8 protein-coding genes are annotated in these 13,509 nt (G+C 72.7%); 5 read left to right on the top strand and 3 right to left on the bottom strand.

From position 1 onward, the window contains the following. Positions 1-112 precede the first annotated feature (112 nt). The 3 genes from Q343_RS0112940 to Q343_RS0112930 all read right to left on the bottom strand — a co-directional run bounded on the left by Q343_RS0112940 (position 113) and on the right by Q343_RS0112930 (position 6,057). A complete protein-coding gene (locus tag Q343_RS0112940; protein WP_081829842.1) occupies positions 113-4,705 on the bottom strand; it encodes a DUF3418 domain-containing protein in 4,593 nt (1,530 codons plus the stop codon). A 58-nt stretch (positions 4,706-4,763) separates the two neighbouring features. Then, on the bottom strand, positions 4,764-5,303 hold the full coding sequence (locus tag Q343_RS0112935; RefSeq protein WP_155990753.1) for a hypothetical protein: 540 nt from the start codon (positions 5,301-5,303) through the stop codon (positions 4,764-4,766). 271 nt (positions 5,304-5,574) lie between these two features. Beyond that, complete coding sequence (locus Q343_RS0112930) at positions 5,575-6,057, bottom strand: hypothetical protein (RefSeq protein ID WP_029253983.1); 483 nt, start codon at positions 6,055-6,057, stop codon at positions 5,575-5,577. Between the two features lie 148 nt (positions 6,058-6,205). On the opposite strand from Q343_RS0112930, the gene Q343_RS14675 reads away from it, so the two are divergent. From Q343_RS14675 to Q343_RS0112905, 5 genes are all read left to right on the top strand, one after another. Beyond that, positions 6,206-8,218, top strand: coding sequence for a M15 family metallopeptidase (locus tag Q343_RS14675; RefSeq protein ID WP_052367230.1), 2,013 nt, complete (start codon positions 6,206-6,208; stop codon positions 8,216-8,218). Positions 8,219-8,276: 58 nt separating this feature from the next. After that, positions 8,277-8,747: an aminoacyl-tRNA deacylase gene (locus Q343_RS0112920; RefSeq protein WP_029253981.1), complete on the top strand. Its 471-nt coding sequence runs from the start codon at positions 8,277-8,279 to the stop codon at positions 8,745-8,747. A 114-nt stretch (positions 8,748-8,861) separates the two neighbouring features. Further along, positions 8,862-9,200 (top strand): STAS domain-containing protein, encoded by a 339-nt coding sequence (locus tag Q343_RS0112915; protein WP_029253980.1) that lies wholly within the window; start codon positions 8,862-8,864, stop codon positions 9,198-9,200. A 42-nt stretch (positions 9,201-9,242) separates the two neighbouring features. After that, positions 9,243-10,451 (top strand): exonuclease SbcCD subunit D, encoded by a 1,209-nt coding sequence (locus tag Q343_RS0112910; RefSeq protein WP_029253979.1) that lies wholly within the window; start codon positions 9,243-9,245, stop codon positions 10,449-10,451. Next, positions 10,451-13,501: an AAA family ATPase gene (locus Q343_RS0112905; RefSeq protein ID WP_029253978.1), complete on the top strand. Its 3,051-nt coding sequence runs from the start codon at positions 10,451-10,453 to the stop codon at positions 13,499-13,501. Before Q343_RS0112910 ends, Q343_RS0112905 begins: the two co-directional genes overlap by 1 nt. Positions 13,502-13,509 lie beyond the last annotated feature (8 nt).

Below are 13,509 nucleotides of genomic sequence, written 5' to 3'. Positions count from 1 at the left end.
CCGGTTATCCACAGCCAGTCCGACCTGGGCGCGGATCTGCCGTCCTGGTGCTGCACTCGCTGAAGCAGTACCCGCGCGGGTGCGCCCAGTACGCGCCCACCACCAGCTCGGGCTAGGAGCCCAGCACCTTCCGGATCCGCTTCTCCGACACCGACCCGTCCGTGCCGAGCTGCTGCGCGAACAACGAGACCCGCAGCTCCTCGATCATCCAGCGAACCTCGGCGAGCTGGGCGGCCCGCTCCGGGTCGGGGCGGCCCTGGGCGAGGGCGGCACGGGCGGCGCCGTACGCCTCCTCGACGTCGTGGACCCGCCAGGCGAGCTCGGCGTCCCGGTTCGGGTTCTGGGCAGCCTTCTCCAGCCGGTACGACGCCGCCCGCAAGTAGCGCGTCAGGTGCCGGAGCCGGTCGGGCGGGGTCGCGGAGACGAAGCCGCGTCCGACGAGTCCGGCGGCCGTGTCCCTCAGGTCGGTGAGTGTGTTGAGCAGCGCCAGGCTCTTGGCGTCCTTGATGGCGACGTCCAGCTCACGGGCCGCGGTCAGGGCCGCCGTGACGTGACCGACGATCGTGTGGACCTCGTCCTCCAGACGCGTGCGGACGACGTCGCGCGCCGCCCGGTACGCGGCGGCGTCCCGGATCGCGGCCGGAGCGGTCACGATCGACTGCACCGCGGCGAGCTGCAGGTCGGCGACGAGCGCCTCGGTGTTGCGGTACGGGCTCGCCGCGAGCGTGAGGGCCTGCGTGCCGCTCCACCGCGACGTGATGCGCTTGGTGGGCAGCGAGGTCTCGCCGACGAGCAGGCGCACGACGCCGCGCGCATGGGCCGCGTCCCGGGCCCCGGAGTCGGCGAGGACGCGCAACGCGACGGCGGGGCGCTGCTTCGCGTCGAGCTCCTCGACCAGAGCGGGGTAGCCACGGACGACGACGCCGCCTCCGACGTCGGTGCTCACCTCGTCCGGCAGGGCGTCGGCGGGCAGCCCCTCGGGCCAGGTGGAGAGGTCGGTCTGCTCGGCCACGAGCTGGGCGGTTTGTGGTCTCGACAGGCTCGACCCGCCGCTCGACAGGCTCGACCCGCCGTCGCCCGTCTGCTGGTCGAGCTTGTCGAGACCGTGATGCGGCCCGGGCCGCGAGAGGTTCGGTCCTCGTCTCGACGGGCTCCCCGGGCTCGACGGATGCGACCCACTTGACGGGCCGGACGAACCCGACCCACGGCTCGAGGCCTCGGCCTCCGCGAGCGCCGCCCCGACCGCGCCCCGCACGGCGGTCCGGACCGCGGCCTCGCCCTGGGCCTTGAGCCGACGCTGGAGCGCGAGCAGGTCGGTCGACTCGTCGAGGACCATCGTGGACCCGGCGCGCTCCTCGGTGACGCGGTACGTCATCCGCAGGTGTGCGGGCAGGCGTTCGGCGGCCCCGTCCCAGGCGTCGTCCGGGATCTCGACGTCCCGCAGCGCCCTGACGGCACGGGTGAACGCGGCGCGGAACGACTCGGCCATGTCGCCCGCCCGGGCCATGTCCTCCCAGGCGGGTGTGTTCTGGCGGAGCCAGGCGACGACGTCGCGCGCCACGTCGGGTGCGGGCACGAGCTGGCGGCGGACCGGCTTGGGCAGCGCGCGGATCGTGGCGGTGGCGAGCTCGTCGAGCAAGCCGGGCACCATCCAGTCGAACCCGTCGGGGGAGATGCGGGTCAGGACGGAGATCGGGACGTGGACGGTGACGCCGTCGGCGTCGGTCCCGGGCTGGAACTGATAGGTCAGCGGCAGCTCGAGGTCGCCCTGCGGCCAGATCTCGGGGAACTGCGACGTGTCGACGGACGCGGCCTCGGGGACGAGCTGGTCGAGCGTGAACGTGAGCAGGTCCGGCGTCGTGCGCTGCGCCGTCTTCCACCAGCGGTCGAAGTGCCGGGCGGAGACGATGTCGGCCGGGACGCGGGCGTCGTAGAACGCGAAGATCGCGTCGTCGTCGATGACCAGCCCGCGGGTGCGCGACCGTGCCTCGAGCTCCTCGGCCTCGGCCAGCAGACGCTGGTTCTCCGCCCAGAACCGGTGGTGCGTGCGCCACTCGCCCTCGACGAGGGCGTGCCGGACGAACATCTCGCGCGCGCCGTCGGGGTCGACCTTGCCCCAGAGCACGGCCCGGTCGCTGACGATCGGCACGCCGTACAGCAGCACCTTCTCGGTGGCCTGTGCCGAACCCTGCTTGCTCGACCAGTGCGGCTCGGAGTACGTGTACTTGGCCAGCGGGCCGGCGAGGCTCTCGGCCCACTCGGGTTCGATGCGGGCGACGTCGCGGCCCCACAGGCGGGAGGTCTCGACGAGCTCGCCCGCCATCACCCACGCCGGCGGCTTCTTCGACAGCGGCGATCCGGGGAAGATCGCGAACCGCGCACCACGCGCACCGAGATACTCGTTGCGCGCCTGCTTCTTGGCGCGGCGGATGGCCTGCTCGCGCGCCGGGCCCTTGAGGTGCGTGAAGCTCGACGCCTTGAGCTCGTTGGTCTCCTGCATCCCGATCTGGGAGAGGAGGCCCGCGAGGATCGACTTGTGGATGGCGTCGTCGTTCCACGTGTGGCGCAGGTGGGTGTCCGTGGTCTCGACAGGCTCGACCCGCCGGGTCTCGACGGGCTCGACCTGCGTTGCGTCGGTCGAGCCTGTCGAGACCCGCGTGTGCGAGAGGTCGATCCCCAGCGGGCGCGACATCTCCCGGAGCTGCGCGACGACGTCCTGCCACTCCCGGACCCGCAAGAAGTTGATGTACTCGCTCTTGCACAGCCGCCGGAACTTCGACGACGAGAGCTCGTGCTGCTGCGTGCGCACGTACTCCCAGAGGTTGAGGTAGGTGAGGAAGTCCGACCGCGGGTCCGCGAAGCGGCGGTGGAGCTGGTCGGCCTGGTCGCGGGACTCGGCGGGGCGTTCGCGCGGGTCCTGGATCGAGAGCGCGGCGGCGACGATCGCGACCTCACGCGCGACGTCGTGCTTGGCCCCCTCCCAGATCATCCGGGCCAGCCGGGGGTCCATCGGGAGCTGCGCGATCGCGCGTCCGACGTCGGTCAGCCGGGTCTTCGAGGTGCCCTTGCCCGTCGTCGTGGTCACGGCGCCGAGCTCGGTGAGGAGCTGGACGCCGTCCCGCACCGCGCGGGTGTCGGGGGACTCGACGAACGGGAAGCGCGCGACGTCGTCGGGTGAGGAGACCACGCCGACGCTGATCATCTGGAGCAGCACCGAGGCAAGGGACGTGCGCAGGATCTCGGGCTCCGTGAACGCGGGGCGAGCCTCGAAGTCCTCCTCCGAGTACAGGCGGATCGCGATGCCGTCCGCGACACGTCCCGAGCGGCCGGACCGCTGGTTGGCGCTCGCCCGGGCGATGGGCTCGATCGGCAGGCGCTGGACCTTGGTGGCCTTCGAGTACCGGGAGATGCGCGCCGTGCCGGGGTCGATCACGTAGTGGATGCCGGGCACGGTCAACGACGTCTCCGCGACGTTGGTCGCCAGCACGATCCGTCGCGACGAGTGCGCCTGGAACACCCGGTGCTGCTCCGCCGCAGAGAGTCGCGAGTACAACGGCAGGATCTCCACGTGCTGCGGGTGGCGGGTGTCGCGGGCGCGCTCGCCGAGCCAGGACTCGAGCGCGTCCTGGGCGTCGTGGATCTCGCGCTCGCCGGAGAGGAACACCAGGATGTTGCCCGGCCCCTCGGCGGTGAGCTCCTTGGCGGCGTCGACGATCCCCGTGACGAGGTCCTTCTCCTCGCCGCGCTTGGTGCCGTCCGCGACGAGCGGGCGGTAGCGGATCTCGACCGGGAACGTCCGGCCCGTGACCTCGATGACGGGGGCGGTCTCGGTCTCGTCAGGCTCGACCTCCGGTGGCTGAGCCTGTCGAAGCCGGGTCTCGGTCTCGACGGGCTCGACCTCCGGTGGCTGAGCCTGTCGAAGCCCGGTCTCGGTCTCGACGGGCTCGATCAGCGTCTCGTCGGTCGAGCCTGTCGAGACCAGGGGCAACGGCCCCCCGGGCGCAAAGTGCCGGGCGAACCGCTGGGAGTCGATCGTGGCCGACGTGATGACGACCTTGAGGTCGGGACGGCGCGGCAGCAGCCGCGTGAGGTACCCGAGCAGGAAGTCGATGTTGAGGGAGCGTTCGTGCGCCTCGTCGATGATGAGGGTGTCGTAGGCGCGCAGGTCGGGGTCGCGCTGGATCTGCGCGAGCAGGATCCCGTCGGTCATCACCTTGACGAGCGTGCGCTCCGACGACTGGTCGGTGAACCGCACCTGGTACCCGACGATCTCGCCGAGCGTCGTCCCGAGCTCCTCGGCGATGCGTTCGGCGACCGAGCGGGCCGCGATGCGTCGGGGCTGGGTGTGGCCGATCTGGCCGTCACGCCCGCGGCCGAGCTCGAGCGCGATCTTGGGGATCTGCGTGGTCTTGCCGGAGCCGGTCTCGCCCGCCACGATCACGACCTGGTGGTCGCGCATCGCCGCGGCGATGTCCTCGCGCCGGGCGCTGACCGGAAGCTGCTCGGGGTAGGTGATCGGCGGGACGACGACGTCGCGTCGTTTCTGTGCGGCGCGCTCCAGCTGTGCGGAGGTCACCTGGGGCGGGCGGCCGTCGCGGACCGCTCTCGGACGTCGACCGCGTCCACGGTTGCGCTGCCCACGACGACCCTTGCGGGGGGTCTCGCCGTCGCGGGGGCGGGGATGCTCGGGGTGGTCGGTCGTCACGGGACCTGATTCTCCCAGGTGACGCAAGCGGATTGCCTCCGCCGCGGCGTCGTCCGCGCTATCGCGCCGTCTCTCCGCGCAGCTCGTCCACGTGGGCGGCGAGATCCTGCAGGCTGGCGGGGACGCTGCTGCCGCTGTCGGTGATGAGGCTCGTGACGTGACGCAGGTGGGCGCTCGCGGCCTCGAGGGCCACCTGCGCGTCGGCCAGCTCGACCGATGCGCGGTCCTCGTCCGAGATCGCGCCGGCCCCGACGTCGGAGCTCGTGGCGGACGACGCGGCGGCCAGCGCGGCCCGTGCCTGCTCGGCGGCGGCGCTCGCCGACTCGACGGCTTCGGTGACCTCGGCCCGCAGGACCGTCGTCAGCGCCGCGGCGTCGTGCTGCGCACGGCCGAGCTCTGCCGTGATGGCGTCGGTCTGGAGCCGTGCGGCGGCGATGACCTGGTGCACGGCAGCGGGTGTCGCGGCGGCGGGGCTCGCGGAGAAGGGGAGCATGGCGGCGAGCGCGAAGAGCCCGGCGGTGGCCAGGCGTGATCCCGGCAGCGGGGCTGCCGGGCGTGCGGTCGAGACCGCGGTTCGTGAAGTCGTCGTTGACATCATCGTCCGATCATGGCGTGCGAACCTGAAAGGTTCCCGAGAGTTCCATTGTCAGGAACACTTCCAAATTTTACGCGCACACCCCCAGGGATTGTCGAGAGTCCGGTGGGGTGATCGTGCGCACACGATGTGGGGGTTCGGTGTGCGCGACGGCGACGCGACGCGAGCGGCACGTTGTGGGCCTCACGAGATGCGTGAGACGGCCAGAACGTGCCGCTCGGCGCGACGGCGGTGCGGCGCTCGGTCTGGGGCGCGGCAGAGTGCGGGGTGTGGGCTAGGAGGTCGCCTCGTCGACGGCCGCGCGCAGCTCGTCCACCTGCTGCTGCAGGTCCTCGATCGCCGCGCGGGCACTTTCGTCGGCGGACTCGGCGTTCGAACGCAGGTCGTCGAGCTGCTGGGACGCGTCGTCGAGGGCCGTGCGTGCGTCGGCCAGCTCCTGCTCGGCGCCCTCCTTCGAGCTCTCCGCGTCGTCGAGGGCCGTCTGAGCATCCTCCGCGGCCGTCCGGGCGGAGTCGAGCGCGGTCTCGGCCTCGCCGCGCAGCTCCTCGGGGAGCGAGGTGATCTGGTCGCCGAGGGACTCGACGTCGGAGGTGATGGTCTCGACCTGGCTGCGGGCGTCGTCGACGAGGGACTCCAGGGACTCGCCGTCGATCGTGATCTCGGGGATGGAGATCTCACCGTCGGCGCACGCGGTGAGCGACACGACGGCGAGAGTCAGGACTGCAGCGGCGCGGGTCAGGCGCGTCGGAGAGGTCATGGTCCGATTGTGCCCTTCGTGGGCAAGAGTGTGAACCGCGCAGAGATTTCGCCCGCCGGAGCGCCCGTATCTCTCGCGCTTCGACGAAAGTCGGCGCACAGTGGTAAAGATGTGTTCGGCATCACAGGGCGAAGCAGGAGGGGATCGGATGGCGAAGCACCTGCGCGAGTCAGCGCCACGTCGGGCTGCCGGCGTCGCCGTGCCCGCCCCGTACGTGGACCTGCGACGGACCCGGACCCCGGGCCGCGGCCGGTCCTTCTTCCGTGCCTCCGTGGTCTCTGCCTGCACGATCGCGCTGGTCGGGGTCATGGGAAGCTCTGTCGGCCTGTCGAGAGACTCGGTGGACGCGATGCTCCAGGTGCGCGTGTCGCCCGGCACGAGCGCGCCGCCGGAACAGAACTCGGTGGCCGTCGCCGGTGCGGACGAGGTCACCCCGAGCCCGTTCGCCGTGAAGATGGCCGTCCTGCAGCGGCACGACGTCGTCGCGCTTCTCGACGACGCGGCCGTCGCCGTCGAGGACGCCCCGCCGACGTCACCGCTCGCGCAGGCGGTCTCCGAGCTCGGCATGCTGATGGCGACCTATGAGGCGCAGCTGGCTGCCGAGGGTGCCCCGGAGAGTGACCTCGTGGCACCGGTGCGCGGGATCGTCGACCCGGACCTGGCGCCGGAGGACATGCCGGAGCTGAGGGCGCCGAAGCCGGCCGACCCCTCCCCGGCAGAGACCGGACCACCCGACGGCGAGACGCAGGACGAGGGCGTCGTGCCCGTGGTGCCCGACGAGGTCGGTGACGGCGAGGCGCAGGCCGTCTCGAACGCCGTCGTCCCCGCGGCGGACGAGGTGCCGGAGGGCGCAGGCCCCGCGGACGACCCGGTGGTTGCCGCAGACCCCGACGAGGACGCGGGCGGGGCCACCGGGGGTGCTACCGACGAGGGCAGATCCGCCGAGGAGGCCGGCGACGCCGACGCTTCGGACGCTGCTCCCGACCCGCTCGTCGACCCGCACGCCGAGGCCTATCAGGCGGTCGCGTGGTTCGACGTGCTCGAGGCCGCGTACCGGCTGAAGTACGCCCTGGACTCCCAGCTCTCCGCGGGCCCCGTGAGTGTCATGACCCAGGCGTCGGACGACCCGTCCGCCGTGGGCGAGGTCTCGGCCGGCGTGACGGACATGAACGGCGACGGCGAGATCACCCTCGACGACGAGCTCGAGGCCGTCGTCGTGCGGTACGCCGGCCAGACGTCCGGGTACCTGAACGGCGCGATCCCGTCCACGGCGCTGTGCACGCTGGACTTCGCCGCGGGCGAGCAGCTGCGCTGCGACGCCGCCGACCGGCTCAACGCGCTCGCGAAGGCCTTCAAGGCGCACTTCGGGTACGACCTGCCGATCGTCGACTCCTACCGTCCGTACGCCGACCAGGTGGCGGTCTACGCGTCCCGCCCCCACCTCGCCGCGGTCCCGGGGACGTCGAACCACGGGTGGGGGCTCGCGGTCGACCTCGGCAGCCCGATCAACAGCGCCTCGTCGGCGGAGTACCGGTGGCTGCGCGCGAACGGCCCGCAGTACGGCTGGGACAACCCCTCGTGGGCGCGTCCGGGAGGTTCGAAGCTGGAACCGTGGCACTTCGAGTTCTACGCCGGCGGCGTCCTGCCGACCGACATCAAGGGCTCGGCACGGGCGTACGCGGGCTCGGGCGGCTCCTCGAGCGGGAGCTCCGGCGGGTCCGGGGCGTCCAGCCCTTCGTCGGGCAAGGGTTCCGTGTCGAAGGACCCGGCCAAGCCGTCCTCGACGCCGAAGGAGCCGAAGCCCACGCCGTCGGGCGACAAGTCGCCGTCGACGTCCCCGACCCCCTCGAAGACGCCGAAGCCGTCGCCGTCGACACCGACGACGAAGCCGACCGAGACGGTCAAGCCGACCCCGACGGAGACCCCGAAGCCGACTCCCACGGAGACCGTCAAGCCCAGCCCGACGGAGACGCCGAAACCGACCCCCACGGAGACGGTGACACCGAGTCCGACGACTCCCGACCCGGAGCCGTCGACGTCGACGTCGACGACGACCGAGGTGCCGGAGCAGGAGACCCCGACCACGACGGAGTCGGCCGCGACCCAGCGGGCGGCGACGACCGAGGCGCCCGAGCAGGAGTCCTCCGCGACGACAGAGTGAGGCGGGCCACGTCCGGCCCCGCGGGCGAGTGTCCCCGGATCGGCCTAGCCTGATTTTCATGACCGCCGAACGCGCTGCCGCAGCTCTCGACGCTGCGGGCATCGACTACGAGACGACGCGGCACGGCCCGGCGGGTTCGCTGGCCGAGGCCGCGGCGCTGCGTGGTGTCGAGCCGGGTGACCTGATCAAGACGTTGGTGCTTCGTCGCGCGGCCGACGACTACGTGCTGGTCCTGGTCCCGGGCGACCGTGTGATCTCGTGGCCGCGCCTGCGGGAGTTCCTGGGGGTCTCGCGGATGTCGATGCCCGATGCCGAGGTGGCTCGCGACGTCACGGGGTACGAGCGGGGCACGATCACGCCGTTCGGGACCCTCACCCGGCTGCCCGTGGTGGCCGACGTCCGCGTGGCCGAGCCGCGCCGTCGGGTGTCGATCGGTGGCGGAGATCATGGGGTCGGTGCGACACTGGATGCGCAGGACCTGATTCGCGCAGTGGATGCGCGGGTCGCAGACGTCACCGATCCGCCGTGACAGGTGTTGATCGCAGACGATGTCGGCGAACCGGTCCAGACCATTGCATTACACTCTCTTGAGGCGCAGACTAGTTGCGCCCTGCTGATCCTTGAATGGAGCATTGAATCCGCCATGTCTGACGAAGACGTCGCAAGCGGGATCGCGTACCGGCCGCACGAGGACGGTTCGCTCGTCACCCTGTGGGGCGAGGTGGACGCCGCGCTCCGCACGGAGGCGAGCGAGGCCATGACGTTCCTCGTCGGCCGCCACGGACCGGTCGTGATCGACGTCGAGCGCGTGTCGTTCATCGACTCGGCCGGCATCGCGTTCGTCCTGCAGGTCTACATGATCGGGCGTGAGGCCGGACAGCCCGTCACGCTGCGCAACCCGACCCGTGAGTTCGAGGACATGCTCGCCATCATCGGGATGGACGGCGAGATCGAGATCACCCGTGGGGTCACCGCCGCCTGAGTCGGCGGCACCCCTGTGGGCGGTGAGCGCTACGGTCGCGGTATGCGGATCATCCACACGTCGGACTGGCATCTCGGGCGCACTCTGCACGGCGTGGACCTGCTCGACCACCAGGCGGCGTACCTCGACCACCTGATCGACCTGGTCCGCTCGGAGACCGTGGACGCGGTGGTCGTCGCCGGCGACGTGTACGACCGTGCGATCCCGCCCGTCCCCGCCGTCGAGCTGCTCTCGGACACGCTGCGTCGCCTCGCCGAGCACACCACCGTCGTGCTGAGCTCCGGCAACCACGACTCCGCCGTCCGTCTCGGGTTCGGGGCGGCCGTGATGCGCCCGGAGATCCACGTCCGCTCCGCGGTGGCCGACGTCGGCACCCCGGTCGTGCTGCCCACCGCCGCCGGAGCGCCGCCCGTCCTGGCCTACGCGCTGCCGTACCTCGACCCCGACGCGTGCCGTCGGACGCTCGCCGACGGCGACGAGCCGCTGGCCAGGTCGCACGAGGCGGTGACCGCGGCGGCGCTGGCACGGGTGTCGGGGGACCTCGCCGCCCGCCGACGCACCGCGCCGGGCACGCGGGCGCTCGTCATGGCGCACACGTTCGTCGTGGGCGGCGACGCGTCGGACTCCGAGCGGGACATCACCGTCGGCGGCGTGCACTCCGTGCGTTCCGGCCTGTTCGCGGGCCAGGGACTTGACTACGTGGCCCTCGGGCACCTGCACGGCCCGCAGACCGTCGCAGTCCCGGGTGACGACGCCCCGGTCGCGCGGTACTCCGGCTCACCGCTGGCCTACTCCTTCTCCGAGATGCACCAGAAGAAGTCGACCGTCCTCCTGAGCCTCGGCGGCGGCACCGTCGACGTCCGTGGGGACGCGGCGCCCGAGGTCGAGCTGGTCCCGGCCCCGGTGCCCCGACGTCTGACCGAGGTGCGCGGCACCCTCGACGAGGTGCTGGGCGCTGCGGGGGACGACCACGTCGACGACTGGCTGCGCGTCGTCGTGACCGACACGGCCCGTCCCCGCGACCTCGTGGCGCAGGTGCGGCAGCGGTTCCCCCACGCGCTCCAGATCCACCATCAGCCCGACCGGCCCGCGGGGCGTGAGGCGATCACCGTCGTCGCCGCCCACCACGACCCGCTCGACGTCGCACGGGACTTCGTCGACCACGTCACCGGGCAGGCACCCACCCCCGCGGAGAACGAGGTCCTGCGCACGGCCCTCGAGGCCGCCGCGGCGAGCGAGCGGAGCGCCTGATGCACCTGCACTCGATGACCCTGCAGGCGATCGGCCCGTTCCCGGGCCGGCACCACGTCGACTTCGCCGAGCTCGGGGCCTCGGGACTATTCCTGCTGGAGGGCCCCACCGGGGCGGGGAAGTCCACGGTGATCGACGCCGTCGTGTTCGCGCTCTACGGCAAGGTGGCGTCGGAGGCAGCCAGCGAGGACCGGTTGCGGTCCGCCTACGCGACGCCGGACGTCGAGTCGTTCGTCGACCTCGTGCTGGAGACGGGATCCGGGATCTACCGTGTCCGCCGGAGCCCGGCGTACGAGCGCCCGAGCAAGCGGGGCGGCGGCACGACGAAGCAGCAGGCGGGTGTCCGGCTCTGGCGTCTGCAGAGCGTCCCCGAGGGCGCGCCGGACGACGACGCCCCGGAGGGCGACCTCTTCTCCTCGCGCCTCGACGAGGCCGGCGCGGAGCTGCAGCGCATCATCGGGCTCGACCGCCAGCAGTTCGTCCAGACCGTCGTGCTGCCCCAGGGCGAGTTCGCGAGCTTTCTGCGCGCCAACCCGGAGGACCGGCGGGGGCTGCTGCAGAAGGTCTTCGGGACCGAGATCTACGAACGTGCCCAGGCCGAGCTCGCCGAGATGCAGCGCGGCGCCAAGCGCGCGGTGGAGGCGGCCGACGCCGCCGTCCACCAGGGCGTGACGATGTTCTGCCGCTCCGCACAGGTCGGTCCGGCCGACGGCGAGGCGTTCCGCGACGCGGCCGACGCAGACCTGCCGGGGCTGGTCGCCGCCCGCGTCGCGGAGATCGAGGCGGAGGTCGAGGAGCACGAGGGTGCCGAGCTCGCGGCCAACGCCAGGCTGGTCGCGGCCCGCGACGCGCACGACGTCGAGCGCCGGCTCGCGGAGCAGCTCGAGCAGCGGGCGGCCCTGCGGGCGGAGAAGGCCGCGCTCGACGCGGCGGTTCCGTCGGTCGTCGAGCACCGTGAGGTGCTGGAGGCGGCCCGGCGCGCGGAGGTGGTCGCGCCCGTCCGCGCCGGTGTCGAGGTTGCCGACCGCGCCCACGCGACGGCACAGACCGAGCTGGCGACGGTCCGTACCGAGCTGCCCGAGGCGGTCGCAGCGCTGGATCCGACCGCCCTCGAGGAGGCTCGCCGAGAGCCCGCGGACGCGGCGGCACGCCTGCGCCACCTCGAGTCCGACGGTGCACGCCTTCCCGACCGCGAGCGCGACCTGCGGGACGGCCGCGCGTCGCTCTCGGACGCGGACGAGAAGGCCGACGTCCTGCGCGCGCAGAACGCCGGACGTCCGGCGCGCCGGGCCGAGCACGAGGCTGCGGTCGAGGAGTCGTCGGTGCTGGCCGCCGAGCTCTCCCTGCGCCAGAAGGCGGTGCTCGACGCCGACGCTGTGCTGCGCGCGGCTCGCGGTGTGGAGGAGACCGGGGCGGCTCTTGAGCGTGCGGGCGACACCCTGCAGGTGACGCGCCGGGCCGCTGCTGTGGCCGGCGAGGCCGAGGACGCGCTGCGGGCCGCCCGGATCGCGGGCATCGCCGGGGAGCTGGCCGTGGACCTCCGGGCGGACGAGAAGTGCCCCGTCTGCGGAAGTGTCGAGCACCCCGCCCCCGCCGCCCTGACGGCGGACCACCCGGGGGCCGGGCAGGTCGAGGAGGCGGCGCGTGTCACCGCGGACGCCCAGGAGCATCTCGCCGAGGCCCGCGCTGAGGTCGACCGGCTGTCCGAGCGGCTCGAGGGTCACCGCGCCGCGACCGGCGGCACCGGCGTCGTCGCGGCCGAGGAGCGGCTCGCCGGAGCACGTACAGCCGTCACCGAGGCTCAGCAGGCGGTGACCGTCCGGGACGAGGCGCGTGCGGCGCTGGCGGAGTTCGACGAGGAGACCGCCGCGCTGGCGGAGCGTCTCGCGGACGTCGACCAGGACCGTGCGTCCCTCCGGAGCCGCCTGGAGGCCGAGGAGCTGGCCCTCGAGCGGGACCGCGCGACGATCGCGACGGAGCTCGAGAGGGCTGCGGCGCTGCTCGGTGACGGCTCTCCGGTCGACACGGTGGACGCACCGAACCCGGTCGCGGTGCTGGCGGACGCTCTCGACGAGCGAGTCACTGCGATCGACGCGCTCCGTGCGGCGCAGGCCGCGTGCGCCGCCGCGGAGGAGGCGGTGGCCACCCGGCGCACCGAACTCGCCGAGGTCGTCACGTCGTCGGGCTTCGCGACGGTCGACGACGCGCTCGCCGCGGTGCTCCCCGAGACGGAGAGGCTCCGCGTCGAGAAGGTCGTCCGCGACCACGACGCCGCCACCGTGCGCGTCGAGACGGCGCTGGAGGCGTTGGCGGAGCTCGCGGACGATGCACAGGCCGACGTCACGTCGACGCAGGCTGCCCTGCGTGATGCCGAGTCCGCGTATACGGCGATCTCGCAGCGCCTGGCGTTCGTACGCCGACGCCTCGCCGACGCACGGGCCGACCAGGACCACCTCGTCGACGCGCTCGGTGCGTCGGCGTGGACGCGGACGGAGGCCGACCCGGTGCTCCGCATGGCGGGCCTGGCGTCGGGCTCGTCGGGTGACAACGCCCGCGCGATGTCCCTGGCGACGTACGTGCTGGTCCGACGCTTCGAGGACGTCGTGGCCGCGGCGAACGACCGCCTCTCCCAGATGTGCGACGGACGCTACGAGCTGGTCCGCAGCGACGACAAGGAGGCGGTGCGGACGCGCAAGACGGGTCTGGCGATGAAGGTGGTCGACCACTGGACCGAGGCCTCGCGCGACCCGCGGACGCTCTCGGGCGGCGAGACGTTCCAGGTCTCGCTCTGTCTGGCCCTCGGGATGGCGGACGTCGTCACGGCGGAGGCCGGGGGAGTGGACCTGGGCACGCTGTTCGTCGACGAGGGGTTCGGCACGCTCGACCCGGAGTCGCTCGAGAACGTGCTCGACGTGCTCGGGCGGCTGCGCGAGGGCGGACGGACCATCGGCGTCGTCTCGCACGTGGACGCCATGAAGCAGTCGATCGCGGAGCGCATCCAGGTCTCGCGCCTCCCGAGCGGCGCGAGCACGCTGACGGTCCGCGCGTAGCGACCCGC

The sequence above is a fragment of the Paraoerskovia marina DSM 21750 genome (genome assembly GCF_000701465.1).
In the GTDB taxonomy this organism is placed as follows: domain Bacteria; phylum Actinomycetota; class Actinomycetes; order Actinomycetales; family Cellulomonadaceae; genus Paraoerskovia; species Paraoerskovia marina.
This window is presented reverse-complemented; position numbering and strand designations above follow the sequence as displayed.